Origin of the sequence: Sphingomonas sp. LY54, assembly GCF_035594035.1 — a bacterium.
In the GTDB taxonomy this organism is placed as follows: Bacteria; Pseudomonadota; Alphaproteobacteria; order Sphingomonadales; family Sphingomonadaceae; genus Allosphingosinicella.
Genome location: NZ_CP141588.1, coordinates 3,244,027 through 3,270,244 on the forward strand (window position 1 = coordinate 3,244,027; position 26,218 = coordinate 3,270,244).

The window sequence follows — 26,218 nt, forward strand, 5'->3', positions numbered from 1 at the left end:
TGGAATGGACAGGCCCTCCGACAACAGCCGGGGGCCCTGGGGGTTGCGAGCGCGGGCGCCGTCCCGCCATGCGGCGGGACAGGGCGCCCCGGGGCAGGGCTCAGCCCTCGCCCATGCCCTCGGCCGGCTGCGGCGCGGCGCCGGCGCGGACCTTGTCTTCGATGCGCTGGCCGACATCCAAGTCGACGCTCTTCCAATATTGGAAGGCGCGGCCCAGCACCGGTTCGCGCACGCCGCCGAGCAGGCTGCCCGCGACCTGATCGACAAGGGCGGCGCGCTGACGCTCGTCGAACACCTCGCGCACCAGGATGCCGGGCTGGGTGAAATCGTCGTCGCCGGGACGGAGCTTGTACGCGCTGCGCACCATCGCGCCGTCCGCTTCCCAGCCGTCGTCGGCCGGCCCGGTGTCGTCGGCCCAGGGTCGCCCGGCGCTGTTGGGCGCGTAGACCGGCGCCGCACCGGTGTGGTGATAGTTCATCGGCCCGTCGACCATGTAGCTGTTCACCGGGACCTTGGGCTGGTTGACCGGCAATTGGTGGAAGTTCGCGCCGATCCTGTTCCGCTGCGCGTCGTTATAGGCGAAGGCGCGGCCGAGCAGCATCTTGTCGGGCGAGAGGCCGATGCCGGGAACAGTGTTGCCGGGCGAGAAGGCTGCCTGCTCGATCTGGGCGAAGAAATTCTCCGGATTGCGGTTCAACGTCATCGTGCCGACCGGAATCAGCGGATAGTCCGCATGCGGCCAGGTCTTGGTGAGGTCGAACGGGTTGATGCGGTAGGTCTTGGCGTCCTCGTAGGGCATCACCTGGACCGACAATTTCCAGCTCGGGTGCTCGCCGCGGACGATCGCCTCGAACAGGTCGCGACGGTGGAAGTCGGCATCGGCGCCCGACATGGCCGAGGCCTCTTCGTTCGAGAAGAAGGCCATGCCCTGCTCGGTGTGGAAGTGATATTTCACCCAGAATTTCTCGCCGGCGGCGTTGATCCACATATAGGTGTGCGAGCCGTAGCCGTTCATCTGGCGCCAGCTCCGCGGCAGGCCGCGTTCGCCCATCAGATAGGTGACCTGGTGCGCGCTCTCCGGATTGCTGGTCCAGAAATCCCACTGCATGTGGTTGTCGCGCAGGCCGCTGTCCGGAAGCCTTTTCTGGCTGCGGATGAAGTGGGGGAACTTCATCGGGTCGCGCACGAAAAAGACCGGCGTGTTGTTGCCGACCAGGTCGTAATTGCCCTCGTCGGTGTAGAATTTGAGGCTGAAGCCGCGCACGTCGCGCCAGGTGTCGGGGCTGCCCTGCTCGCCGGCGACGGTCGAGAAGCGGGCCAGCATGTCGGTCCTGGCGCCCTTCTGGAACAAGGCGGCCTTGGTGAAGGCCGAGACGTCCTCGGTCGTCTCGAACGTGCCGAACGCGCCCGAGCCCTTGGCGTGTGGCTGGCGCTCGATCGTCTTCTCGCGGTTGAAATGGGCCATCTGCTCGAGGAAATGGACGTCGTGCAGCACGATCGGGCCGTCGGGGCCGATGGTGAGCGAGTTGCGGTCGCTCGGTGCCGGGGCGCCAACTCCGGTGGTGGAGCCCACGGCCTCTCTCGTGCGCGTGTCTGACATATCGGATTTCCTTTCTGCTTCTAACCTTCCTCCAAGATGGGGACGCGCCAGTGATCGAACAACTCAATTATAACGAAGGCAGTGTGCGGAAATATCGATCAGTGGTCGGGTTTGTGCGGACCGGTATGGATCGAAAGTCCGGCTTGCACGCTGTGCACATGGCCGTTGAGGGTCAGTAATGATTGTGCGACGAAAAGACGTTTCGGCGAGGAAATGGAAATCCTCCGCGCGAGACAGGCAGGCACAGGAGGTTCGCATGCTCAATGAAGTCGGGATCGCCCGCAGGTCGCCGTATGCTCTGGCCGCCTTGCGCATCGTTTCGGGTCTAATCTTCCTGGAGCACGGGACACAGAAGTTCCTCGGCTTTCCGGGCGGCGAAATGGCGGGGGCGGGTCTCGCCTTCAACAATCCGGGTGCGTTCGCGGGCATCGTCGAACTGGTCGCGGGGCTGCTGATCACGCTCGGGCTGTTCACCCGGCCCGCCGCCTTCGTCGCCTCGGGCACGATGGCCGTCGCCTACTGGATGGCGCACGCGCCGCAAAATCCGTTCCCGGTCAACAATATGGGCGACGCGGCGATCCTCTACTGCTTCGTCTTCCTCTATTTCGTCTTCGCGGGACCGGGCGCCTGGAGCGTCGACGCCATGCGGGCGCGGACGGTGGACACGACGCGGACCGACAATGTCTGAGTAGGGGCGACCCAGGGGCTCGGCTTCGAGCCTACAGGGCCGCCGCTTCCTCGGCCGCAATCCGGACGGCGTTCGCGCGCGCGCGGGCGCCGTAGAGGGCGTAGACCGCTATCCCGACGACGTTCCAGATGAGGAACCAGATCTGCGTCTGCTGCGGCAGGCTGACAAACAGATAGGCGCAGCCCAGGATCGCGACCGGCCCGACCACCCAGGCGAGCGGGGTGCGGAAGCCGCGCGGCGCATCGGGCGCGCGGCGGCGCATGATGAGCATGCAGAGGGCGACCGCGCTGAACGCGATCAGCGTCCCGGCATTGGCCAGCGCCACGATCTCGTCGAGCGGGAAGAAGGCGGCGATGCTGCCGACGATCAAGGCGGTGAAGATCGTGATGCGGACCGGCGCGCCCTCGCGCGACACCTGCGCCAGGCCCTTGGGCAGCAGCCCGTCCCGCGCCATCACGAAGAAGATGCGGCTCTGGCCATAGAAGAAGGCGAGGATCACAGTCGGCAACGCGATCACCGCCGATATCGCCAGGAAATGGGCGGCGCCGGGCTGATTCAGCTCGCGCAGGATCAGCGCCAGCGGCTCGGGACTGTTGGCGAAGCTGGTGAAGGGCGCTGCGCCCAGGGCCACGCCGGCCACGACCGTGTAGATGGCGGCGCAGGCGAGCATCGAGCCCATGATCCCGATCGCGAGGTCGCGCTTGGGATTCTTGGTTTCCTCGGCCGCGGTCGCGATCGCGTCGAAGCCGTAGAAGGCGGAGAAGATGATCGCGGCGGCGGCCATCACGCCGCGCTCGACGCCGTCCGGCCCTGTCGACTTCGCGAAGCCATAGGGGCTGAAAGGCTGCAGGTTGGCGGTGTCGAAATGGGGCAGCGCCACGAAGACGAAGGCGACGAGTGCGGCCAGCTTCAGCAGCACGAGCAACGCGTTGATCGCCGCGCTCTTGCGCATGCCGATGATCAGCATCGTCGCGATCACGCCGATGATGAACACCGCCGGCAGGTTGATGATGCCGCCCGCATGCGGACCCTGCATCAAGGCCATGGGCAGGCCGAACCAGCCGTGGAGGAGGGGGGCCGCATAGCCCGCCCAGCCGACGGCGACGGCGCTGACGACGAGGCTGTATTCGAGGATCAGGCTCCAGCCGATCACCCAGGCGACGAGCTCGCCGATGACGACGTAGGAATAGGTATAGGCGCTGCCCGAGGCCGGGATCATCGTCGCCATCTCGGCATAAGCCAAAGCGGCGCAGGCGCAGACCATGCCGGCGATCAGGAAGGAGAGGAGGACGGCGGGCCCCGCTTTGTCGGCGCCGACCCCGATCAGGGTGAGGATGCCGGTGCCGACGATCGCGCCGACGCCGAGGGCAACCAGATGAGGCCAGCTCATCGTCCGCGCCAGCGTCTGGCCGGACGCCGCGGCCGGCCCGACATCGAGGCTCTTGCGTGCCTTCCAGTTCCTCACTGGTCCTCCTGGGTCATCTGTCTGCCTTTTCGGCGAAGCCTGCGGAAAAGCGGCAGGCGCACCCGTCGATTCGAGTGGAGACGGCCGGTTAGGCCGACTGGAAGGGAAAGCTTTTCAGGGTCGGCGCGGCCGTGATGGCCGCGGCCCCCTTATGCCGCGATCAGCTTGGTGGCGACGATCAGGGCCGGCAGGCCGGCGACGAAAGCAGCGACGAAGAGAGAGGTTCCGAGACGCTCGTTCATAGCCATTTTACCCTCCAATTTGTTGTGTTTTGCCAATCGCAAGCGGCGGGGCGTTCGCCATTGTTATAGCCGTTGGGATCCCGCAGGTGGCATCGAAGAGCTTGACCCCCACCGCAGATTCTGCCGTGAAATGACAGCATGAACGCAGATGACGAATTGGACCGCATCGACCGGGCAATCTTGCGTGTCCTGCAGGCGGAGGGGCGACTCACGAACCAGGCTTTGGCGTCCCGGGTCGGCCTCTCGCCGAGCGCCTGTCTCGCGCGGGTCCGTCATCTGGAGCGGACCGGCGCCATCCAGGGTTATCACGCCCGGCTCGACCCCTATCGCCTGGGCATCGGCCTCGTCCTGTTCGTCGAGGTCACGCTAGACGATCATCGTCCAGAGGAGTTGGAGCGGTTCGAGGCGACCATCGCCGCTTTTCCCGAAGTGGTCGAGGCGTCGCACGTCAGTGGCGACGTCGATTATGTGCTGAAGGTGGTGGTGGCCGACATGCCCGCCTGGACGCGGCTTCGCGAGAAATTCATCGCCGAGCCGATCGGCGCCAGCCGGATCACCACCCATGTGCTGATGCGCAAGCCCAAGGTGTTTGTCGGCTATCCCGTCTCGGACCGCTGAGCGGCCCGGACGTCAGGCGGCGGTGGGAGGCAGGGGATCGTCGGGCTCCCACGGCTCGGCGGCACGCATTTGCGGGAAGGCGACCACGTTGGAGACCAAGGGCGCCTCGGGCGCCGGCGGCAGGCCGATGATCCCGCGCAGCGCGGCGTCGTTGGGACGAGGCGCGATCCGGGTCGTTATGCTGCCGAGCCGCTCGAACGGCGCGGCCGCCGCGGCCGATATGCAATAAGCGGTTCCGCTCCAGCGCCCGCCCATTTCCTCGAGGAAGCGCGCCACGATCTCGCCGGCACGGGGTGAGTGGATGAGCGCTCCGTCGATCCAGGGAAGGGCCGCCAGCGCCGGGCGCAGCGTATCGCGGCCGCATTCGACCGCGTCATAAATCGGCACCCGCCGGGCATCGAAGCCGACATCGCGCAGTTCGGCCACCAAATTGCCGGCCGGCTTTGCCGCCGACAGGTGGACCAGCCTCGCACGCGGTGCGAGCTGGTTGCAGATGAGGTCGCGCAAGTCACGCACGTCGCCGCGCGCCGAAAAGACGTTTTCATATCCGGCCTGGCGGGCGGCCTCTGCCGTGCGATCGCCGACCGCAAAGACCGGGACGGAGCGCAGAGCGGGCGAAAAGACATGATGGCGCACGCCGTTCGGGCTGGTGAAGACGAGCGCGTCGGCGCTTTCGGCTTCCGGTTCGTGCTCGAGCGGCTTCGTCTCCAGGACCGGCGCCACGAGCGGATTGTGCCCCGCCGCGTGGAGATGCTTGGCGGTCAGCATCGCGAACGGAGCCGTCCGCGTGACCCAGAGGAAGAGCCGCTCGGGCCCCGTGTCGGTCATAGCCGCGGCTGGGGCGCGTCGCCCGCGGCGTTCCGGCGGGCGAACTTTGCTACCGAGTTTACCAGCGTCCTCGCGCGCGGGAAAGCGCGCCCCTCGAGCGGGAGGAATGCCGAATCCGACGAAAAGAACTTGAAGCCTTGCGGGCCTCGGACCGCAACGCCGACAGGGCGGCGGTCGGCTTCGACCACGAAATGGTCAGACATGATATCTCCTTTACCAAAGCCCTCCCGTGCTCGTGTCGAGCCCGCGTGCGGCGGGTCGCTGCATTGTGGGGAGGGGTGGCCGGATCGGGCCGGCCGTTGATCGGCGGATGACCGCCAAGCCGTGCCCCGGGGTCGTATCGCGGCTGTGCCGCCGGCCCGCGGGGCCTAGAGGCGTGCGGTACTGCTGCCCGGATGCAACTCGGTGCGGAGGATGGTGGGGACGCTCTTCATCTCCCTTCGAAGATGGACTGCGGGCGGGGGAAGTCAAGCTGAGAGGGACGGTCGGCGCGTCGCCATGCCCGCAGGGCATTGACCTACCGTAGAATAGCTATGTAGCCATGATCGCAGTGGCCGCTACGCCTCCTGTCAGCAGGGGGAAACGATGGTCCTAAATCCGCTCAGGCTGTTTCACGAGGTCGCACGCACCGGAAGCATCCGGAAGGCGAGCGAAGTGCTCAAGCTCGCGCCGTCATCGGTCAGCCGGCAGGTGCTCATTCTCGAACGTCAGATCGGCACGACCCTGCTCGATCGATCCGCGGCAGGGGTGGCGCTCACTCCGGCGGGCCAGCTTGTCGCCAATTATGCGCGGACCGTGATCCTGGACTATGACACGCTGCGCGCGGAACTGGACGACCTCAAAGGTGCCGGGCGGGCCGTCATCCGCATGGCCGCCGTCGAAAGCGTCATCCTCGAAGCGCCGCTGGCCACGATCTCGCGGTTCCGCGAGCGCTTTCCGGAGGTCCAGTTCAGGCTGAACATGCGCACCGCCCACGAAGTTGCTGACGAGGTCCGTTCGGGGACCGCCGATCTCGGCCTTACTCTGAACCACATGCCGGATCCCGCTTTCCGCACGATCCTCGAGCTCAACGAACCGCTCGTCCTCGCGGTCCGCCGCGATCATCGATTTGCCGTGCGCACCTCGATCGGCCTTGCCGAACTCGCTGCCGAACCCTTGGCCCTGCACGAGCCCTCGCACAGCCTCCGCCAGGCCGTTGACGAGGCGACCAAGGCGCACGGTTTCCTGATCTCTCCGGTCCTGTCGACCAGTTCGCTCGAAGTGCTGCGCGGCTTCGTCCGATCGGGCCTCGGCGGCGCGATCCTGACTCGGGGCGGCGTGGTGCGCGACACAAGCGGCCTGATGGTCGCGGTGCCGATCGACGAGCCCAGTCTCGGCGCGGGGAACATCGTCCTGCTCACCCGCGCCGACCGGCGTCTGTCACGTATCCTTCAGCTCTTCGTCACCGACCTGGTCGGGGCCCTGCAACAGGCGCGCCCGCTGCAATAGGCGCGCGCCTCAGTAGAAGGCGACGTCGTCGACTTCGAGCCAGGCCTTGCTTCCGGCGGGGCGCTGGGCGGCGATGCCCACCGAGAAGAGCTGGCCGGCGTCCCAGCGTGCGTCCTCGCGCGCTGGCTTGAAGGCGGAGAAGGGGATTTCGATCGTGGTCCAGTCGGCCTGACCTTCGAACGAGGCGTTCCAGGGGCCGTTCGCGCCCATGATGCGCAGATCGAACGGTCCTTGGCCGCGAACTGCGAGGCGTACGCCTTGGAAGGCGCGCGCATCAGCCGGCACGAAGCCGCCGCGGGTCAGCGGGATCGTGATGCCGGCGGAGGGCTCTTTGTCGTTCGACATGCGGCCGATCAGCGACAAAGCGCGATTTTGGCCATCGCGTACCGTGATCGCGTGCGCGATCGCGCTCCGATTCATGCCGCCGTTGGTGTCGCTGATGATGATCGTATCGACCGACGAGCGGCCGTCCGCGCGCTCGAAGTCTGCAATCAGGCTGGCGGCCTTGATCGGCCTGGGCGCGACGGGATCGGCGATCAGAACGGGGCTCTTGCCCTGCGTCACGACGCGGCCGTCGATGACGACGCTGCGCACCGCCTCGATGGCCTTGATGTCGCGCCACGGCTCGCCCTGTACGAGCAGGAGGTCGGCGCGCTTGCCGGGCTCGATCGTCCCGCGGTCCTCGAACAGGCCCATCGCCTTGGCGCTGTTCGCCGTTCCGGCCATCAAAGCCTGCTCGGGAGTGAGGCCAGCCTGAACCAAGAGCTCCAGCTCGCGGTGGGTCGACCAGCCGTGCGGCGTCCCGGGCATACCGGCGTCGGTGCCGAGCGCGATCAGCACGCCGGCGTCGTGCAGCGCCTTGGTGTTGCGCAAAGCATAGCCGAACTTGCGGCGGGTCTGCTCGAGGGTCGCCGGCGCTGCCCTGGCGACCTTTTCCGGGCGCGGCTCGTAGACGGCGAGGGTGGGGGCGTAGGCCGTGTTGTTCGCCTTCATCAGGGCGATCAGCTCGGCATCGACCTCGCCGTCCTGGAGGCTGTGGACGATCACGTCGACCTTGGCGCGGGCGGCTTCCTTGCCGCGGGCCACGGTGACGGTGTGGCTGACGACCTTGAGGTCGTTCTTGTGGGCCTCGTCGACGAGCGCGGTGAGCGCCTCCTCGGTGACGCTGTTGTTGTTGGGCGAGGTGCCGTAGCGCCAGCCGTCGTTGAAGATCTTGATGCGGTCGGGGCGGTAGGGGAGCAATTCGCGGATGGCGGTGCGGGCGCTGTCCGGGGTGGTGATGCTCTTGGTCGTATTCTCGTCGCCCCAGTCGGTGCCGTGACCGCCCGGCGTGCCGACGCGCGCAATGTAGTTCACGTGGGGCGCGACGACGCCCTGGAGCCATTCCCGCGTGGGCGCATAGGCTTCCGGCTGGGAATGGAAATCGTCCACCGTGGTGACGCCGGCCAGCGCATAGGCCTTGGCGATCTGCGGGGCGTTGTTGGGTTGGCCGCCGGGCGTCCAGTGCGTGTGGAGATCAAACAGGCCGGGAAGGAGCGACATGCCGCGCGCATCGATCACGCGCGCGCCCTTAGGCTTGGTGATCTTCGTGCCGACCTCGGCGATGCGCCCGTCGATCACCAGCACGTCGGCCTTGTGCGGCGCCTTGCCGGTCGCGTCGAACAACGTCGCGCCGCTGATGACGAGCGCCTGGCCGGCCTTGCCCTGCGCGGCGTTGCCGACGGTCCCGAACGAGAGGCTGAGGGTGAGCGCCGAGGCGGCGAGAAGGCAACGCTGGAACGACATGGGGAGGACTCCTGGAACACGCACACCGCCCCGCTGGGCGGATGGGCCGAACTTACTGGCCGCTGGAGGCGGGCTTGCGGTAATCGAGCGGCGGCTTGCGGTCGCCGACCATCGACTTGTAGACGAAGTCGGGGCCGCGGCGCTGGGCGAACTCGGCCTTGGCCGCGGCGATCGTCTCGGGGCTGGTCAGCAATTCGGCCGCCGTCAGCGCCAGCGTCTTCGCGGCGTTGACCGAACCCTTGATGCCGATGCTGTGGCCGGCCGCGGCAACATTCTGCCAGCTGTGGCCGGCAGAGCCGGGAACGAAGGTGGCGGTCGAGAGGCCGACGGTCGGCGTGACCCAGCTGACGTCGGCGACGTCGGTCGAGCCGCGTCCCTGGGTGTCGATCTTGACCTCGCCGATCTGCTGTGCGGTTTCCAGCGCGGGCGCGCCCGGGGCGAGCGTGGCCTGGATCTTGCGCGCGAACTCGGTCTCTTCCGGGGTCCACTGGACGCCGCCGACATGGCGCAAATTGCGGTCCATGACATTCATCAGGGCGGCGTTGGGCAGGGTCGAATAGACGCCGCCGGTCTGCTCCCACTCGACCTTGGTCTCGGTGCCCATCCCGGCGCCTTCGGCGGCCTTCTTCACGCGGTCCATCACCGACACCACGATCTTGGGATCGACGTGGCGGACGTAATAATAGGCTTCGGCGAAATCGGGCACGACGTTGGGGGCCTTGCCGCCCTCGGTGATCGCATAATGGATGCGCGTTCCGTCCGGCACGTGTTCGCGCATCATGTTGACCATGGCGTTCAGCGCCTCGACGCCGTCGAGCGCGGAGCGGCCCTTGTCGGGTGCGCCGGCGGCATGGGCGGAAGCGCCGTGGAACCGGAACTTGCCGCTGATATTGGCGAGCGAGGCCGATTCCGCCGCCGTGTTGCGGCTGCCCGGATGCCAGTGGAGGGCGATGTCGACGTCCTTGAACAGGCCGTCGCGGACCATATAGGCCTTGCCCGACCCGCCTTCCTCGGCCGGTGTGCCGTAAACGCGGATCTCGCCGGCGATCTTGTTCTTGATCATCCAGTCCTTGACCGCGATCGCAGCGCTGGACGAGGCCGCGCCGAACAGATTGTGACCGCAGCCATGGCCGGCGTCGCGGCCGGCAACGGCCTGCTTGAACGGCACCGCGCCCTGCGAAAGGCCGGGCAGAGCGTCGAATTCGGCGAGGATGCCGATGACTGGGCCGGCGCCGTTCTTGAAGCTGGCGACGAAGGCGGTCGGCTGGCCGGCGACGCCGGCCTGGACCGCGAAGCCGGCCTTCTTGAGCTGAGCCTGGAGCAGGCCGGAGCTCTGCGTCTCGAGGTAACCGAGTTCGGAATAATTCCAAATCTTGAGCGCCGTGTCGGCCAGCTGGCCGGCATTCTTGTCGACGGTTCCGGTCAGCTGGGTCCGCGCCGCCGCGGGAAGCTCCGCCTGGGCGGGAACCGACAGGGCCGCGACGCTTGCCATCGCCAGCAGTCCGGCGGCGCGCAAAGATTTGGTCACTTCATCATCCTCTTATCATGTGCTGCAAGATTGCGGGCGCCGCCCGTAGACGGCGCCCGCGCTTCGATCAGAAGCTCTTGGAGACGTTGACGTACCAGTAACGGGCCTGCGGCGCATAGAGGCGACCGACATAGCCTTCCGACGAAAGCGGCGGCTTCTCGTCGGTGATGTTGCGCACGCCGAGGCGGAAGCGGGTTCCGTTCAGCGCGCCTTGGTCGAAAGCATATTCGCCATAGAGGTTGCCGGTCAGCTGCGACTTCACGACCCACGGATTGCCCGCCGAGTCGATCAGGTCCGGATCCTCGACGCTACCGATATACTGCGTGAAGGCGCCGATCGTGACCTGGTTGTAGCGCCACGTAAGAGCGGCCGACAATTTCCACTCCGGACGCCCTTCCTGGCGGATCAGGTCGCCGCCACCGGTAATGGTGGTGCCGGCGTTGATCTCGCCCGCCTCGCGCGCTGCGAGCAGGGCGGCGATGCCCGGCGACGGCTCCTGGTAGAAGTCGAGCAGGTGCGCGGCGTTGAAGTTCAGCGTGAAGTCTCCGGCCGCCGTGCCGCGCAGGCGCCACACCAGGCCAAGGTCGATGCCCTTGGCGGTCTGCGGCTGCAGGTTCTGATAGGCGTCGAGCACGTAGAGAACCTGACCAGCCGGGGCGAGGCCGGTGCCCGCGAACAAAGCGATGTCGTCAGCCGTCGGGTTGGCACGAATCACGTTCGGGTTGGTCTCGCCGCTCTGGCGCAGCAGATAATCGACGATCAGCGCATTGCCCTCGCCGAAGATGCCGACCAGGCCGGTCTGCTTCACGCGCCAGTAATCGGCGGTGAGGGTGAGGCGGCCGAGGCTGTCGGGAATGAAGTTCGGCTCGAGCACCACGCCGGCCGAGAGCGTATCGGACTCTTCCGGCTTCAGATCCGGGTTGCCCGAGCGGCGGGCCGAGGTCGACTGGCGGCGCGAGCAATCGGCGAAGCTGGAGATCCGGCCCGTGCGCAGGTCGGCTTCGCAGATCGACCAGTCGGTGCGGGTGTTGGCGCGGGTGATGACCGTGGCGTTCACCTGCTCCAGGTTCGGCGCGCGGAAGCCCTGTGCCCACGAACCGCGCAGGCGCAGACCGTCGACGATGTCCCAGGCGGCGGCAACCTTCGGCTTCGCGACGCTGCCGAAGTCGCTGTAATGCTCGTAGCGGCCGGCGAGCTGGACCTCGAGGCTACGGACCAGTGGGATGCCCATTTCCGGCGAAACGACGGGAACCGCGAACTCGATATAGGCCGCCGCGACTTCGCGATTGCCGCGCGTGTCCGGATTCATCGACGAGTTGACGAGATCGCCGGTGACGATCCCGGTCGAGGGATCGGTATAGGTGATCGTGCCGTCGACGCGCTGGTCGCGATCGTCGAACTGCGTCTCGCGACGGACTTCGGCGCCGGCCGCCATGCCGATGTCGCCGCCCGGCAGCGTGAGGATGGCGCGGTTGGAGATGCGGAAGTCGGCGAGAGCGAGCGTGCTCTTGGTGCGCCGCGTCGCCTTGACCTTGATCGCCTCGATCGCGGCGGCGCTGCTCGGGGTGGCATCGCCGTAGATGACGTTGGCGAGATCGCCGCCGTTGAACGGATTGTAAGCATCCGGGGTCGACAAAGCGAGCTGGCGTGCAAGCGCGCCCGCCGAGATGTTGTCGCTGACGTCCTTGGCGGTCGCCTCGGAGTAAAGGACCGCGCCTTCCCACTCGAAGTCGCCGAGCGGGCCGCGGAGGCCGGCCAGCATACGCGCCTGGCGGTTGGTGACGTCGATGTTCATCAGCCCGGCGTCCTCGAACGCGTAGGAACGGATGGTGACGGGAAGGCCCGCGGCCGGGACGTTGGTGCCGGGCAGGCGGTTCGGGTTGACGGCGCCGTTTGCGAACACGGCCGGACCGAACGGATTCCAGTAATTGCTCGCCGGGATCGTGATCGGGATCGAACTCAAAGTCGCGACGGGGGACTGAACGGCATGGGTCTCGGCGTAATAATAGCCGGCCTCGCCGAAGGCGGTGAGGCTGTCGCTGAGCTCGTACTTGGCAGTGAGGTACAGGTTCACGCGGTCGAGCGAGGGGATCACGCTCGTGTTCTGGCCGGCCGGATCGCGGCGCAGGTTGCGGTCGGCGGCGGTGACGGCGAGTGCGCCGTCATCGATGCAGAGGCCGTTGCCGATATTGAGCTGGCAACCCGGGTTGGTGCTCGGCTGGATGTGAAACAGGCCGGACGCGCTGGTGAGGGCGGTCGTGCCCTGGCGCACGGTGCCGAAGGAAGCCGGTGTCTGCAGCGAGGCCCAGGCCGTCGTCGATTCGCGACCGTCGAGGGAGGTTGCCCCCTCGAAGCGGGTGCCGACGAACAGCGGACGGCGGTCCTGCGAGGCGGTGAAGCTCTGCTCGCTGGTGCCGAGGCCGGTGCCGCGGTCGTAGTTGAAGAACAGCGAGACGTTGCCGCGGTCCTGCGCGAAATTGTGGCCGACGATGCCGTTGACGTTGAGTTCGCGGAAGCCCGTGCCCTCTGCGCCGCCATATTGGACCGACATTTCGAGGCCGTCGAAATCGTCCTTGAGGACGGTGTTGATCACGCCGGCGACCGCGTCGGTGCCGTAGATCGCCGCGGCGCCGTCGCGCAGCACTTCGAGGCGCTGGAGGCCGCTCACGGGAATGGCGTTGGTGTTGTAGGTCAGCACCGGAACGAGATTCTCGTTCGCCTGGCTGGTCGGGTGGTTGACGACGCGGCGGCCGTTCAGGAGCACGAGCGTGTTGCCGATGCCGAGGTTGCGCAGGTTGACCGAGCCGACGTCGCCGCGGGCCGAGTTGCTCGAGCCGGCGAGATAGGAGCTGTTGAAGGTGACGTCGCCCATCTGCGGGATGGAGCGGAACAGGTCGTCGCCCGAAGTCGCGCCGGTGGCGCTGATCTCGGCCGCGCCGACCACGGTCACCGGCAGGGCGGCCGTGATGTTCGCGCCCTGGATGCGCGAACCGACGACGACGATGTCGCTGGCTTCCTCTGCGGCGGGAGCGGCTTCCTCGACGGCCTGCTCGGCCGACGCGGTGTCCGCGGCCTGGGCGAAAGCGGGCGTGCCGAGGCCGGCCAGGCACAGGGCCGTGGTGCCGAGCAGCAGCTTGCGGACGTCCTCGTTCATGAGACGCTTCACTCGAATGGTCATTATTCCCCCTTTGGTGGCATGGCCGTCCTGCTTGGGACGGTCCTTGGTTTTGAATTTTCGGCGGTATCGCCGCCCGACGCGGTGATGGATCAGCCGGTGAAGCTGGGCGCGGCCGCGGCGATGTGGAGTTCGTCTCTTGGTTCGCAGCACGAATGCGCCGCCGGCAGTGCGGCCTGTAACTCCCCCGTCATCCTTTGGTGGAATTCATGGCCGATTCTGTCGGCCGCGCCAGTCTCAAAGAGGAGTGCACCCCGTTGCGCAGAACGCAACGCCGATGGGGCCGGGCGTTACCCGCGCGGCCTGGATCTGGTTTGGGAGGCTTGGGGGAGAACGTGCAGGGTGCTCGACTGCTGCGCGCGCAGATTGCCGGTTTGGGCCAGTTAGATCGGATGAGCACGAAAAAGGGCAGGGGTGGTGAGCCGTGCTGGATTCGAACCAGCGACCTACTGATTAAAAGTCAGTTGCTCTACCGACTGAGCTAACGGCCCGACCACGGCGCCGCTCCTAAGTGGCGCTGGACGCGCGGTCAACCGGGCTTCGCTGCGCCTGGCGAAAGAAGAGCTGGCGGATCGTGAGCCCCGAAATCGGGTCGCGCCAGTCCGGAACGAGCTCGGCCAGCGGCTCGAGCACGAAGCGGCGTTCGCGAAAGGAAGGGTGGGGGACGACCACGCCCGGCTCGGCCCAGGCGCCTTCCGACCAGAGCAGGATGTCGAGGTCGAGCACCCGCGGGCCCCAGCGCCGCCCACCGCGCCGGCCGAACCTCCGTTCGATGTCCTTGAGCGTCGCGAGCAGCTCGGGCGGGGGAAGCGACGTGGCGACGATCGCGGCGGCATTGGCGAAGCCGCGCCCGGCAGGTCCTAGAGCCGGGGTCGCCCGCACCGTCGACAGGCGCTCGGCGCAGATCGCCCTGGCGGCGGCGCGCACGACCCGTTCCGGCGACCCATATGTCCCGTGCCACCGGTTCGATCCCAGTGCGATGGCGTAGCGCGTCTTGCCCATGGCGAGCGCCCTAGACGCTTCGCCTGTTCCTCGCCACTGCTTCCCAAGGCGGGAGGAGCTTAGATGTCCTGGGTAAGGCGGCCGTAAAGCTCGGGGCGCCGGTCTCGGAAGAAGCCGAACGCGGCGCGGTGCTTCTTGGCCTGGACCGTGTCGACCGTGGCGACGAGCACGCCCGTCTCGCTCGGCCCGAATTCGGCGAGATAGTCGCCGCGCTCGTCGCAGATGAAGCTGTGGCCGTAGAAACGCTGGTCGCCCTCGGTGCCGATGCGGTTCGACGCCACGACGGGCACGACGTTGGACACGGCGTGGCCGATCATCGCACGGCGCCACAGGCGGCTCGTGTCGAGGTCCGGATCGTGCGGCTCGGTGCCGATCGCGGTCGGATAGAGCAGGATATCGGCGCCCATCAGCATCATCGCCCGCGCGGTCTCGGGATACCATTGGTCCCAGCAGATGCCGACGCCGATGGTGCCGTATTTGGTCTTCCAAACCTTGAAGCCGGTGTTGCCGGGCCGGAAGTAGAATTTCTCCGAATAGCCCGGCCCGTCCGGGATATGGCTCTTGCGATAGACTCCCATGATCTCGCCCTCGTCGTCGATCATGGCGAGGCTGTTATAATGATGGTGGCCGTCCGCCTCGTAGAAGCTGGTCGGGATATAGACCTCTAGCTCCCTGGCGAGCGCCTGCATCGCCGCCACGACCGGATGCTCGCCGACGGGCAGGGCCCGCGCGAAATGGTCCTCGTCATGGGTGCGGCAGAAATAATGGCCCTCGAACAGTTCGGGCGGAAGGATGATCTTGGCGCCCTGGGCCGCGGCCTCGCGTACGAGCTTCGAAACCGCCTCGATATTCTCCTCGACGCAGTCGCTGAAGGGAAGCTGGAGGGCGGCTACTTTTACCTGGGTCACTCGGGTACCTGCTGGCTGATGCAATGGAAGCTTCCGCCTCCGGTGAGGATGTGGTCGGCGCGGAAGCCCACCGCCTTTCGGCCGGGGAAGAGGGCGCCGATCGCCGCAACTGCGGCATCGTCATTGGCCGCGCCGTAGACCGGAACGATCACCGCCGCATTGCCGATGTAGAAGTTCATATAGGAAGCCGGGATGATTTCGCCATCCGCCTCGATCCGGCCGGGTGAGGGGATCGGCACGACCTCGACTCCGAACGCCTCGGCCCGCGCCCGGGCGTCCGCAAAAACGGCGGCATTGGGGTCGTCCGCTCCCGCCGCGACCGGAATGGCAAGCTGGTTCTCGCCGACGAAGCGGGCGAGATTGTCGACATGGCCGTCGGTATGGTCGTTGAGCAGCCCGTCGCCGAGCCAGAGGATGCGGTCGAGGCCGAGATCGTCGCGGAGGCGCGCCCCGATCTGCTCCTTCGTCAGGCCCGGATTGCGGTTCGGATTCAGCAGGCATTGCTCGGTCGTGACGGCCAGGCCGGTGCCGTCGACGTCGATCGCCCCGCCTTCCAGGATCCAGTCGCGCCGGGCCGCTTCCATGTCCGCGGTGTTGGCGAGGCGGAGGCCGATCGTGTCGTCGCCCTCCAGATCGTATTTCCCGCCCCAGCCGTTGAAGCCGAAGCTGGCGGCGCTGCGGCGCGTGCCGTTCTTGAGGATGATCGGCCCCGTGTCGCGCAGCCAGATGTCGCCAAACGCTTCCTGCACGACCGCGATGCCCGGCCCGGCCAGCGCCTTGGCCCGCGCAACCGCTTCCGGATCGGCGGCGACGAGGCGCACCTCCTCGCCGGCTCCGTCAGCATGCACGGCTCGCGCGAAGGCGGCGACTTCCTCCTGGGCCGGCTCCAAATCCTCGACCCAGAGGTCGGCGTGGCTCGGGAAACCGATCCAGACGAATTCGTGCTTCGCCCATTCGGGCGGCTGGCGATCAACCATTTCAGTCCTTACTGCTTAGCGGCCGGCGCGGGACCGGTCCCGTGCCGCGCGGAATTCCGCGGTCGGATACCAGTTAGGCCATGCTTCGCTTTCTGCAAGCTCACGGCCGATCCAGTAGAAAAGCCGGAGATCCTCCATCGCGCCCGACCAGTCCCAGTTCGGATTATATTCGTCCTTGGGGCCGTGATAGCGATTGGCGGTGTAATCGGTCGCCGCCGCGGCGCCGGCCGCCTTGCCGCCGTTCACCAAATCCTCGCCGCTGTCGAAATAGATCATCGGCACGCCCTGCCGCGCGAGGCTGAAATGGTCGGAGCGGTAGTAGAAGCCCTTTTCCGGGGTCGGCTCGGGTACGATCGTGCGCTGCTGATAGGCCGCCGCGCGCTGCAGATAGGGTTCCAGCTCGGACTTGCCGGGGCCGACGACGACGACATCGCGGCTGCGGCCGACGACGTTCAACCCGTCGATATTGATGCCGCCGACCGTCTGGGCGAGCGGGTAGATCGGGTTTTCGCCGTAGAAACGCGAGCCGAGCAGCCCCGATTCCTCGGCGGTGACGGCGAGGAAGATGATCGAGCGGTCGGGCGCGCCGGCGCGGGCATGGGCCTCGGCCAGGGCGATCAGGCCGGCAGTGCCGCTGGCATTATCGACGGCGCCGTTGCAGATGTCGTCGCCGTCGGGGGCGGCGTCGCAGCGGCCGAGATGGTCCCAATGCGCCGTGTAGATCACATATTCTTCGGGCCGCGTCTTGCCGGGCAGGATGCCGATCACATTGCGCGAGGCTTGGCGCTTGATCTGGTTGTCCATCGCGATTGACGCCTTGGCGCCCAGGGGCACGGCCTTGAAGCCCTTGCGCTTGGCGGCAGCCGTCATGGCGGCGAGGTCCTTGCCGCTATTGGCGAACAGGCGTTTGGCCGCATCGTTGGTGAGCCAGCCGATCACCTTGGACTGGTCCATATGGTTGTTGGACGCGTCCATATTGTACTGGGCGCCGGTCCAGGAGGATTGGACTACGTTCCAGCCATAAGCGGCGGGCTCGGTGTCGTGGACGATGAAGGCGGCGGCGGCGCCCTGGCGCGCGGCCTCCTCATATTTGTAGGTCCAGCGGCCGTAATAGGTCATCGCCCGGCCGTCGAACGGGCCTTTCAGGCCCTGCGTCTCGTAATCGGGATCGTTGATCAGGATGACGACCGTCTTTCCCTTCACGTCGACGCCGGCATAATCGTTCCAGCCGCGCTCGGGGGCGTTGATGCCGTAGCCGACGAACACGATGTCGCTGTTGTCGAGCGCAACCCGCGGCTGCACCTGATAGGTATTGGCGACCATGTCGGTGCGATAGGCGAAGCTCAGCGGCTGCTTGCCGCCGGTGATGCGCAGCGGGGTCGGCGCGGCCAGCGTCTCGACCAACGGGACATTCTGGTACCAGCTGCCCTGGTTGCCCGGCTGCAGGCCCGCCTTCTCGAAGCGGTCAGCGATCAGCCGCACCGTCTTCTCCTCACCAGCGGTGGTCGGCGCGCGGCCGTCGAACGCGTCGGACGAAAGCTGCTGGGTTAGGCCCTTCAGCGTATCAAGCGAAACAGCCGGCACCGCGGAATCAGGGGCGGCGGACCGCGTCGGTTCCCCAGTAGTGGCACAGGCGCCAAGGGAGATGGAAAGCAAAGCGGCGGAAAAGGCGTGGAGACGCATCGGCAAGGGCTCCCTGAAAGGCGCTGGTTTGGCGCTATAGGCAGCGCCGCCACGCTGAGGCAAGAACGCTGCGTCTCCGGAACAGTTGCCGGACCATCGCCTTCGATAAGATAATTTGCGGCCGCCATGGTCCTCGGATTCTTTGCTTCCTCAACCGCATCGTTTCCTGCTCCTTTTGGGCGCGAGCAAACTACTTGTCTTGCGCGTAGCCCCTGATCTAGCGTGGAAAAAAGGGGGGAATCGAAATCATGATCAAGAAGTGGCTCCTGATGGGGGCGGCGATAGTCGCGGCGCCGGCAGCGGCAACGGATGGCGCGAGCGACGCGGCAAAAAGGTTCGGGGCGCGCACAAGCGTCGCCTCGATCGACATCTCGCCGGACGGAAAGAGGATCGTTTTCATCGAGCCTGCGGGAGGAGCCGCGTCGGTGGTAACGATTACAAATCTCGATGACGGGAAGTCGACCCGGCCTCTCAGGGCGAGTGGCAAGAAGGAGACGCTCGACTGGTGTGGCTTTGCCAGCGCGAGCCAGCTGATCTGTAGGGCGCGCGGCGTCACGGACGACAGCGGTATATTGATCGGGTGGACCAGGCTGCTGATGGTACCCGACGATGGCTCACCGCCTAAAATGCTGGGCCAACGGAGTTCGGTCTACGATGCACGTCTGCGGCAATTCGACGGCGCGCTGATCGACTGGTTGCCGAACGATCAAGGGGCGGTCTTGATGAGCCGCGACTACGTCCCGGAGGCCGGAAAGTTGGGCAGTCGTATCGTCCGCACGGCGGACGGGCTCGGCGTCGACCGGATCGATCTCGCCACGCTGAAGGTGAAGCCGGTCGAGCCCCCGAAGCCTCATGCCACCGCTTATGTCACCGATGGGCGCGGTACGGTCCGCATCATGCGCGCCGATGAGACGCGGGGCGACGCCAACACGCTCACCGGCAAGACCATTTATTACTATCGCAAGAGTGGCGCGTCCGGCTGGGACCGGTTCAGCGAGGATGTAGACGGCGAAGGTCTCACTCCGATCGCTGTGGATGCGGAAACGAACAGCGCCTACGCGCTCCGGAAACTTAACGGCCGCTACGCTCTCTATCGCGTGAAGCTCGACGGCTCGTTGGCGTCGGAACTGGTCTTCGCCCACGATCGCGTCGACGTCGACGATGTCGTTCGGATTGGGCGGAGCGGCCGCGTTATCGGTCTCACCTTCGCCGAGGAAAAGAGAGAGGTCATCTATTTCGACCCCGAATATAAGAATCTGCAGGCGGCGCTCGGCAAGGCCATCCCGAACCTGCCGCTGATCCAGTTCCCGGGCGCGAGCGCAGACGGCAAGAAGCTGCTTATCTTCGCGGGCGGCGATTCCGATCCGGGGCGGTACTTCCTTTACGAAAAGGCGACGCGCCAGCTTGGCGAGTTGGTGCTGGCGCGGCCCGAACTGGAGAAAGCGACGCTCGCCAGCGTGAGGCACGTGACCTATTCCGCGGACGATGGCACCGCCATCCCTGCTTATCTGACCCTGCCGCCGGGCAAGGAGGCTAAGGGGCTGCCGGGTATCGTCTTGCCCCATGGCGGCCCGAGCGCGCGCGACGAATGGGGGTTCGACTGGCTGGCCCAATATCTCGCGAACCGGGGCTATGCCGTGCTCCAGCCCAATTATCGCGGGTCCGCCGGCTATGGCGACCCGTGGCTGAACCAGAACGGCTTCAAGGGCTGGCGCACCTCGATCGGAGACGTCACTGCCGGCGGCAAGTGGCTGGCGACCGCGGGCATTGCCGACGCCAAGAAGCTTGCCATTGTCGGCTGGTCCTATGGCGGCTACGCCGCGCTCCAGGCCGCGGCGACCAATCCTAACCTGTTCAGGGCGGTGGTCGCGATCGCTCCGGTGACCGATCTCGCCCAGATGAAGCGGGAGGCGCAGGCTTTCACCAACAGCAGGCTTGTCGAGCAGTTCATCGGCACCGGGCCTCACGTCAAAGAGGGCTCACCGGCGGAAAATGCGAAGAGCATGGTGGCGCCCGTGCTGATGTTCCACGGCACTGCCGACCAGAATGTCCACGTTGCTCAGGCCCGGACTATGGACCGGGCGCTGCGCGCCGCGGGCAAGAAGAGCGAGCTGGTCATCTATCCGGACCTCGCCCACGATCTCGACGACTCCGGAGCGCGGACTGACATGCTCGCCAGGATCGCAACCTTCCTCGCAGCCAGCGGCGCCCGTTAAAGACGCAACTGCGCCTGAGCTTCCGAACGGAGGCTCAGGCGCGGAGCGCAAGGCAGCCCAAAAGCAAAACGGCCGCCCCGAAGGGCGGCCGTTCTGTTTTAAGTTCGGTCGGAGAACCGGATCAGCGCGAGTAGAACTCGACGACCAGGTTCGGTTCCATTTTCACCGGATAGGGCACTTCGTCCAGCGTCGGGACGCGGGTGTAGTTGACCTTGGTGTTGCCGTCCTGGACGACGTAATCGGGAATGTCGCGCTCGGCGAGGCTCTGCGCTTCCATGACCAGGGCCATTTCCTGCGCCTTCGGGCCGAGCTCGATCACGTCGCCGACGTTGATGCGGCGCGACGCGATGTTGCACTTCACGCCGTTGACGCGGATGTGGCCGTGATTGACGATCTGGCGGGCCGCCCAGATGGTCGGGGCGAACTTGGCGCGATAGACGACCATGTCGAGGCGGCGCTCGAGCAGACCGATCAGGTTCTGCGAAGCGTCACCCTTCATCTTGCTCGCTTCCTGGAAGGTGCGCTTGAACTGCTTCTCGGTGACGTCGCCGTAATAGCCCTTCAGCTTCTGCTTGGCGCGCAGCTGGATGCCGTAATCGGACACCTTGCCCTTGCGGCGCTGGCCGTGCTGGCCGGGACCATATTCGCGCTTGTTGACGGGCGACTTCGGACGACCGAAGACGTTCTCGCCCATGCGGCGGTCGAGCTTATACTTGGCGCTGGTGCGCTTCGACATCGTGATACTCCAATTTGCTGTTTCCATGTCCGGCATCGCACCGCCCGACCAATCTGTCGGACGCGGCCGCCGCTTCACCGGAGTGCGGAGCCAATTGCGAAGGCGCGCACATGGCCGGTCGGGGCACGGAAGTCAACCTCGACAGGCGCGGGACGGGCGCTAAAGAGAGCCCATGTCTGAAGATCGCGTCAAACCCGCCGTCTGCACGAAAATGGCCGAAGTCCGCCATGGCGTCGATCGCCTCGACGAGCAGATCGTAGCCTTGCTCGCCGAACGCTTCCGCTACATGGAGGCGGCCGCCCGCATCAAGCCGACCCGCGATGCCGTCCGCGACGAAGCGCGCAAGGCGCAGGTGATCGCCAATGCGGCCGCGGCTGCAGCGCGGGAAGGGCTCGACCCGCAGGTCGCCGCGGGCCTCTACGACAATCTCGTCGAGACCTCGATCGCCTACGAGTTCGAGCGTTTCGACCTGCGTACGACGCAGGTCTAGCCCGGCGGGGACTCGCCGCCCGGCAGATCGCCGGGCGGGCTGTCAGTGACCCTGTTCGGTCGAAATCTGGCTCTGCATTTCGGAGGCCTGCTTCTGGGCATCCTCGGTGGCGCGCGCCCCTTCGCGGGCGGTCATGCAGACCTTGCGCTCGCTGACCGACCTCGAGCCTTCTCGCCTGATCGCCGATTAGCGAGCACCCGCGCGCTGCAGATCGGAATGGTCTGCACCCTGAGCGGCGCCAACGTTCCATTGCGCCGCGGTCTTGCAGACCTGCTTCGGCAGCCGGCTAAGCGAGGACGCCTTGCGCTTGCAGATTTTCTTTTCCTTCACCGGCGCGACCTGCGTGGTCTCACTTGGATTCGGTTCCGGATTGGCCGAAGCCGGCGCAGCCGAGAGGGCCAGTGCGGCGACGCACAATATCTTGATCATGAACTCCCCCCCTTGGGTACAACTTTAGCCGCTGCGGTCGTATTGCTAAAGACATAGAAGCGCAACGCAATCGCGCTGCGCGGCCTAGCGCTGGCGCGGATTGGCGATCGCTCGGATCATGCCGCGTACGGCCTGGATCTCGCGGTTGGACCAGCCCGCCTTGCTGAAGATGGTCCGCATCGTGTTCTTGGTGGTCGGTACCCGGTCCGGCGGGAAATAATAGCCGGCTTTGTCCAGTTCCTCGTCGATCTGGCCGATCAGCCCGTCGAGCTGGCCCTGGGTCGCGCGCGGTTCGGCCTCGTCGGCGTCGGTCGGCATGGCGAGCGCCTGGTGCTTGGACCATTCGTAGGCGACCAGGATCACCGCCTGGGCGAGGTTGAGTGAACGGAATTCCGGATTGATCGGCACGGTGACGATCTTCTGTGCCACGGCCACCTCGTCGGTCTCGAGGCCGGCCCGCTCGGCGCCGAACAGGATCGCGGAGGCTCCGGCCTGGCCGTTGATCTCCCGCGCGGCTTCCTCGGGCGTCACGACAGGGACCACGAGGCCGCGTTTGCGCACGGTGGTCGCGTAGACGAACGGGCAGTCAGCGACCGCCTCGGCAACGCTGTCGAACACCCGCGCATGTTCGAGCACCTGGTCGGCTCCCGATGCGGCGGGCGCCGCGGCCGGATTGGGCCAGCCGTCGCGCGGCGTCACCAGCCGGAGATCGGTGAGGCCGAAATTGAGCATCGCCCGCGCCGCCTTGCCGATATTCTCGCCAAGCTGCGGCCGGACCAGGATGATCGCCGGGGCGGTCACGCCTTGCCGGCCTCGCTGATCGTGCCCGCTATGTCCTCGAAATCCTTGGGCTCGCGGAAGTCCTTGTAAACGCTCGCGAAGCGTATGTAGGCGACGGTGTCGAGTGCTTTCAGGCCCTCCATGACCATCTCGCCGATCCGGTGCGACGCAATTTCGCTCTCGCCGCTCGTCTCGAGCTGGCGCTGGATCGAGGAGAGCAGGCGTTCGATCCGCTCGGGCGCGACCGGGCGCTTGCGCAGGGCGATCGACAGCGAGCGCTCGAGCTTGGAACGGTCGAACGGCTCGCGCCTGTTCTCCGATTTCACCACGGTGAGTTCACGCAACTGCACGCGCTCGAACGTGGTGAAGCGGGCGCCGCAATCCTCGCACTGGCGCCGGCGTCGGATGGACGCGCCGTCCTCGGTGGGACGGCTGTCCTTAACCTGGCTGTCTTCGTGGGCGCAGAAGGGGCAGCGCAATTACCGCCCCTGATAGATCGGGAAGCGGGCGCAGAGCGCGCGGACGCGCTGCTTCACGTCGGCCTCGACGGCGGGATCGCCGGCCTCGCCATTGGTGCGCAGGCCGTCGAGCACGTCGGCGATCATGTCGCCAATCTCGCGGAATTCGGCGACGCCGAAGCCGCGCGTGGTGCCGGCCGGCGACCCGATCCGGATGCCGCTCGTCTTGAGCGGCGGCAGCGGATCGAACGGAATGCCGTTCTTGTTGCAGGTGATGGCCGAACGCTCGAGCGCCTCGTCGGCATCCTTGCCGGTGATGCCGAGCGGGCGCAGGTCGACCAAAGCAAGGTGGGTGTCGGTGCCGCCAGCGACGAGATCCGCGCCGCGTTCCTGGAGCTTGCCGGCCAGCGCCTTGGCATTGTCGATGACGGCGCGGGCATAGGTCTTGAACTCGGGCTGCAGCGCCTCGCCGAACGCGACCGCCTTGGCGGCGATGACGTGCATCAGCGGTCCGCCTTGGAGGCCCGGGAACACGGCCGAGTTGATCTTCTTGGCGATCGCCTCGTCATCGGTCAGCACCATGCCGCCGCGCGGACCGCGCAGGGTCTTGTGGGTGGTGGTGGTGACGACATGGGCGTGGCCGAACGGGGAGGGGTGCTCGCCTGCGGCGACAAGGCCGGCGAAGTGGGCCATGTCGACCATCAGGATGGCGCCGACTTCGTCAGCGATAGCACGGAAGCGGGCGAAATCGAGGTGGCGCGGATAGGCCGAGCCGCCGGCGATGATCAGGCGCGGTTTGCTCTCGCGGGCGAGGCGCTCGACCTGCTCGAAATCGACCAGATGGTCATCCTCGCGCACGCCATATTGGACGGCGTTGAACCACTTGCCCGACATGGCCGGCTTGGCGCCGTGGGTGAGGTGGCCACCCGCGTCGAGCGACATGCCGAGAATCGTGTCGCCGGGCTGGGTCAGCGCCAGCATGACGGCGCCATTGGCCTGCGCGCCCGAATGCGGCTGGACGTTGACGAAGCCGCAATTGAACAGCTTCTTGGCGCGCTCGATGGCGAGCGTCTCGACCGAATCCGACGGCGCGCAGCCCTGATAGTAGCGGCGGCCGGGATAGCCCTCGGCATATTTGTTGGTGAGGACCGAGCCCTGCGCCTCGAGGACCGCCTGCGAGACGATGTTCTCCGAAGCGATCAGCTCGATCTGGTTCTGCTGACGATCGAGCTCGGCGGCGATGGCGTCGGCCACTGCACTGTCGGCGCCGCGCAGGTCACGGGTGAAGAAGCCGTCCGGCTGCACGGCGCTGAGATCGTTGGCGGGGCGGGTGCTCATGCTTCTTCCTTCGCGAAAACGGGATTGGAGAGTTTCTGGACGCGGCGCTGGTGGCGGTCGCCGCCGAAAGCGGTGGTGAGGAACGCGTTGACGCAGTCCTTCGCCATCTCGACGCCGATCAGGCGGGCGCCCATGGCGATGACGTTCGCGTCATTATGTTCGCGGGCAAGGCGCGCGGAGAGCGGCTCGGAGACGAGCGCGGCGCGGGCCGCAGGATGGCGGTTGACGGCGATCGAGATACCGATGCCCGAGCCGCAGATGGCGACGCCCCTCGTCGCCCGGCCCGAGGCAATCGCCTCGGCGAGCTTATAGCCGTAATCGGGATAGTCGACCGAGGCTGCGCCCTCGGGCCCGAGGTCGATCACTTCATGGCCGAGGTCGCGCATGTGCGCGGCGAGGGCGGCCTTCATTTCGATGGCGGCATGATCGGATGCGATGGCGACACGCTCGGCCACGCGATACTCCACTGTTGATTGAAGCACATCCTCTAGGGGAAGAAAGCCGATTCTGCCACCTGATATTGATCTTTTTGTGGGGCCGTAGAAGCCCGACATCGGCCCAGGGCTAGGCGGCGAGCCGTAATTCCATGCGGTCCCAGATCTCGACCAAAGCGGCGGTGAGGTCGCGCATCATTTGCTCGGTATGGGCGGGGCCGGGCGTGAAGCGCAGGCGTTCGGTGCCGCGCGGCACGGTCGGGAAATTGATCGGCTGCACGTAGACGCCATATTCGGCGAGCAGGATGTCGCTGACCTTCTTGGCGCGAACCGGATCCCCCACCATCAGCGGCACGATATGCGTCGTCGACGGCATGACCGGCAGGCCGGCTTCGGCGAACATCTGCTTGAGCAAGGCGGCCGAGACCTGCTGGCCCTCGCGCTCGACGCTGGAGGCCTTGAGGTGGCGGACGCTGGCGAGCGCCCCGGCGACCAGCACCGGCGACAGCGACGTCGTGAAGATGAAGCCCGGCGCATAGGAGCGGATCACGTCGACGATCATCCTGTCGGCGGCGATATAGCCGCCCATCACGCCGAACGCCTTGCCGAGCGTGCCTTCGATGATGGTGAGGCGGTCGGCGACGCCGTCGCGCTCGGAGATGCCGCCGCCGCGCGCGCCGTACATGCCGACGGCGTGGACCTCGTCGAGATAGGTGAGGGCGTTATACTTGTCGGCGAGGTCGCAGATTGCGGCGATCGGCGCGACGTCGGCGTCCATCGAATAGACGCTCTCGAAGGCGATCAGCTTGGGCGCGTCGGGATCGGCGGCGGCGAGCAGCTCCTCGAGATGGGCAAGATCATTGTGGCGGAAGACGCGCTTCTCGCAGCCCGAATTGCGGATGCCGGCGATCATCGAGGCGTGGTTCAATTCGTCCGAGAAGATGACGCAGCCCGGCAGGATCCTGGCCAGCGTCGCCAGCGTCGCCTCGTTCGAGACATAGCCCGAGGTGAAGAGCAGGGCGCCTTCCTTGCCGTGCAGGTCGGCAAGCTCGCCCTCGAGATCGACATGATAATGGGTGTTGCCGCCGATGTTGCGGGTGCCGCCCGAGCCGGCGCCGACATCGTGCAGCGCTTCCTCCATCGCCGCGATCACCTTCGGGTTCTGGCCCATGGCGAGATAGTCGTTGGAGCACCAGACGGTGATCGGCTTCGGGCCATTATGGCCGGCAAAGCAGCGCGCATTGGGATAGGAGCCCTTGTCGCGCAGGATGTCGATGAAGACGCGATAGCGCCCCTCGGCATGCAGCCGGTCGATAGCCTGCGCGAAGATACGCTGGTAGTCCAATGGTC

At 66.5% G+C, this 26,218-nt stretch carries 23 protein-coding genes and 1 tRNA gene; 5 read left to right on the forward strand and 19 right to left on the reverse strand.

The features are described from left to right. Positions 1-100: 100 nt before the first annotated feature. Positions 101-1,600, reverse strand: a complete 1,500-nt coding sequence (locus SH591_RS16060) for a catalase (protein ID WP_324749961.1) — start codon at positions 1,598-1,600, stop codon at positions 101-103. A gap of 256 nt (positions 1,601-1,856) precedes the next feature. On the opposite strand from SH591_RS16060, the gene SH591_RS16065 reads away from it, so the two are divergent. Further along, positions 1,857-2,288, forward strand: coding sequence for a DoxX family protein (locus SH591_RS16065; protein WP_324749962.1), 432 nt, complete (start codon positions 1,857-1,859; stop codon positions 2,286-2,288). Between the two features lie 31 nt (positions 2,289-2,319). Here SH591_RS16065 and SH591_RS16070 read toward each other — a convergent pair whose 3' ends face one another. Continuing rightward, complete coding sequence (locus SH591_RS16070; protein WP_324751409.1) at positions 2,320-3,678, reverse strand: amino acid permease; 1,359 nt, start codon at positions 3,676-3,678, stop codon at positions 2,320-2,322. Between the two features lie 455 nt (positions 3,679-4,133). Between SH591_RS16070 and SH591_RS16075 the strand changes: the two genes are divergently transcribed. Next, positions 4,134-4,613 carry an Lrp/AsnC family transcriptional regulator gene (locus SH591_RS16075; protein WP_324749963.1) on the forward strand — a complete coding sequence of 160 codons (480 nt, stop codon included), beginning with the start codon at positions 4,134-4,136 and terminating at the stop codon, positions 4,611-4,613. 12 nt (positions 4,614-4,625) lie between these two features. Here the strand turns inward: SH591_RS16075 and SH591_RS16080 are convergent, their stop codons facing one another. Further along, positions 4,626-5,441, reverse strand: a complete 816-nt coding sequence (locus tag SH591_RS16080) for a uroporphyrinogen-III synthase (RefSeq protein ID WP_324749964.1) — start codon at positions 5,439-5,441, stop codon at positions 4,626-4,628. A gap of 585 nt (positions 5,442-6,026) precedes the next feature. Here SH591_RS16080 and SH591_RS16085 point away from each other — a divergent pair. Next, the gene (locus SH591_RS16085) at positions 6,027-6,929 is read left to right on the forward strand and encodes a LysR family transcriptional regulator (protein ID WP_324749965.1); all 903 of its coding nucleotides are present in this window, start codon (positions 6,027-6,029) and stop codon (positions 6,927-6,929) included. Between the two features lie 9 nt (positions 6,930-6,938). Here the strand turns inward: SH591_RS16085 and SH591_RS16090 are convergent, their stop codons facing one another. The 9 genes from SH591_RS16090 to SH591_RS16130 form a co-directional block, all read right to left on the reverse strand. Further along, positions 6,939-8,714 carry an amidohydrolase family protein gene (locus tag SH591_RS16090; RefSeq protein ID WP_324749966.1) on the reverse strand — a complete coding sequence of 592 codons (1,776 nt, stop codon included), beginning with the start codon at positions 8,712-8,714 and terminating at the stop codon, positions 6,939-6,941. 52 nt (positions 8,715-8,766) lie between these two features. Then, positions 8,767-10,206 (reverse strand): amidohydrolase, encoded by a 1,440-nt coding sequence (locus SH591_RS16095; protein WP_324751410.1) that lies wholly within the window; start codon positions 10,204-10,206, stop codon positions 8,767-8,769. Positions 10,207-10,309: 103 nt separating this feature from the next. Beyond that, positions 10,310-13,396 (reverse strand): TonB-dependent receptor plug domain-containing protein, encoded by a 3,087-nt coding sequence (locus tag SH591_RS16100; RefSeq protein ID WP_416385246.1) that lies wholly within the window; start codon positions 13,394-13,396, stop codon positions 10,310-10,312. A 436-nt stretch (positions 13,397-13,832) separates the two neighbouring features. Then, positions 13,833-13,908: transfer RNA gene (locus SH591_RS16105), tRNA-Lys, on the reverse strand. Between the two features lie 16 nt (positions 13,909-13,924). Then, a complete protein-coding gene (gene folK / locus SH591_RS16110; protein ID WP_324749968.1) occupies positions 13,925-14,419 on the reverse strand; it encodes a 2-amino-4-hydroxy-6-hydroxymethyldihydropteridine diphosphokinase in 495 nt (164 codons plus the stop codon). A gap of 59 nt (positions 14,420-14,478) precedes the next feature. Further along, entirely contained in the window at positions 14,479-15,327 is an 849-nt protein-coding gene (aguB, locus tag SH591_RS16115; protein WP_324749969.1) for an N-carbamoylputrescine amidase, read from the reverse strand. After that, positions 15,324-16,304, reverse strand: coding sequence for an agmatine deiminase family protein (locus SH591_RS16120; protein WP_324749970.1), 981 nt, complete (start codon positions 16,302-16,304; stop codon positions 15,324-15,326). Before SH591_RS16120 ends, aguB begins: the two co-directional genes overlap by 4 nt. Before the next feature lie 15 nt (positions 16,305-16,319). After that, on the reverse strand, positions 16,320-17,987 hold the full coding sequence (locus tag SH591_RS16125) for a M28 family metallopeptidase (protein WP_324749971.1): 1,668 nt from the start codon (positions 17,985-17,987) through the stop codon (positions 16,320-16,322). Positions 17,988-18,204: 217 nt separating this feature from the next. Continuing rightward, positions 18,205-18,387, reverse strand: a complete 183-nt coding sequence (locus tag SH591_RS16130; protein WP_324749972.1) for a hypothetical protein — start codon at positions 18,385-18,387, stop codon at positions 18,205-18,207. Positions 18,388-18,709: 322 nt separating this feature from the next. On the opposite strand from SH591_RS16130, the gene SH591_RS16135 reads away from it, so the two are divergent. Then, positions 18,710-20,203, forward strand: a complete 1,494-nt coding sequence (locus SH591_RS16135; RefSeq protein WP_324749973.1) for an alpha/beta hydrolase family protein — start codon at positions 18,710-18,712, stop codon at positions 20,201-20,203. 121 nt (positions 20,204-20,324) lie between these two features. Here SH591_RS16135 and rpsD read toward each other — a convergent pair whose 3' ends face one another. After that, positions 20,325-20,939, reverse strand: a complete 615-nt coding sequence (gene rpsD / locus SH591_RS16140; RefSeq protein ID WP_322830211.1) for a 30S ribosomal protein S4 — start codon at positions 20,937-20,939, stop codon at positions 20,325-20,327. A gap of 172 nt (positions 20,940-21,111) precedes the next feature. Between rpsD and SH591_RS16145 the strand changes: the two genes are divergently transcribed. Next, complete coding sequence (locus SH591_RS16145; RefSeq protein ID WP_324749975.1) at positions 21,112-21,429, forward strand: chorismate mutase; 318 nt, start codon at positions 21,112-21,114, stop codon at positions 21,427-21,429. Between the two features lie 186 nt (positions 21,430-21,615). Here SH591_RS16145 and SH591_RS16150 read toward each other — a convergent pair whose 3' ends face one another. From SH591_RS16150 to hemA, 6 genes are all read right to left on the reverse strand, one after another. Beyond that, positions 21,616-21,858 (reverse strand): hypothetical protein, encoded by a 243-nt coding sequence (locus SH591_RS16150; RefSeq protein WP_324749976.1) that lies wholly within the window; start codon positions 21,856-21,858, stop codon positions 21,616-21,618. An 84-nt stretch (positions 21,859-21,942) separates the two neighbouring features. Next, positions 21,943-22,659 carry an RNA methyltransferase gene (locus SH591_RS16155; RefSeq protein WP_324749977.1) on the reverse strand — a complete coding sequence of 239 codons (717 nt, stop codon included), beginning with the start codon at positions 22,657-22,659 and terminating at the stop codon, positions 21,943-21,945. Further along, the gene (nrdR, locus tag SH591_RS16160; RefSeq protein WP_324749978.1) at positions 22,656-23,117 is read right to left on the reverse strand and encodes a transcriptional regulator NrdR; all 462 of its coding nucleotides are present in this window, start codon (positions 23,115-23,117) and stop codon (positions 22,656-22,658) included. Before nrdR ends, SH591_RS16155 begins: the two co-directional genes overlap by 4 nt. Continuing rightward, positions 23,118-24,434 (reverse strand): serine hydroxymethyltransferase, encoded by a 1,317-nt coding sequence (locus SH591_RS16165; RefSeq protein WP_324749979.1) that lies wholly within the window; start codon positions 24,432-24,434, stop codon positions 23,118-23,120. It lies immediately after the preceding gene. After that, a complete protein-coding gene (gene rpiB, locus SH591_RS16170) occupies positions 24,431-24,889 on the reverse strand; it encodes a ribose 5-phosphate isomerase B (protein ID WP_324749980.1) in 459 nt (152 codons plus the stop codon). Before rpiB ends, SH591_RS16165 begins: the two co-directional genes overlap by 4 nt. Positions 24,890-24,998: 109 nt before the next feature. Continuing rightward, positions 24,999-26,213 (reverse strand): 5-aminolevulinate synthase, encoded by a 1,215-nt coding sequence (gene hemA, locus SH591_RS16175; RefSeq protein ID WP_324749982.1) that lies wholly within the window; start codon positions 26,211-26,213, stop codon positions 24,999-25,001. Between the last annotated feature and the right edge of the window lie 5 nt (positions 26,214-26,218).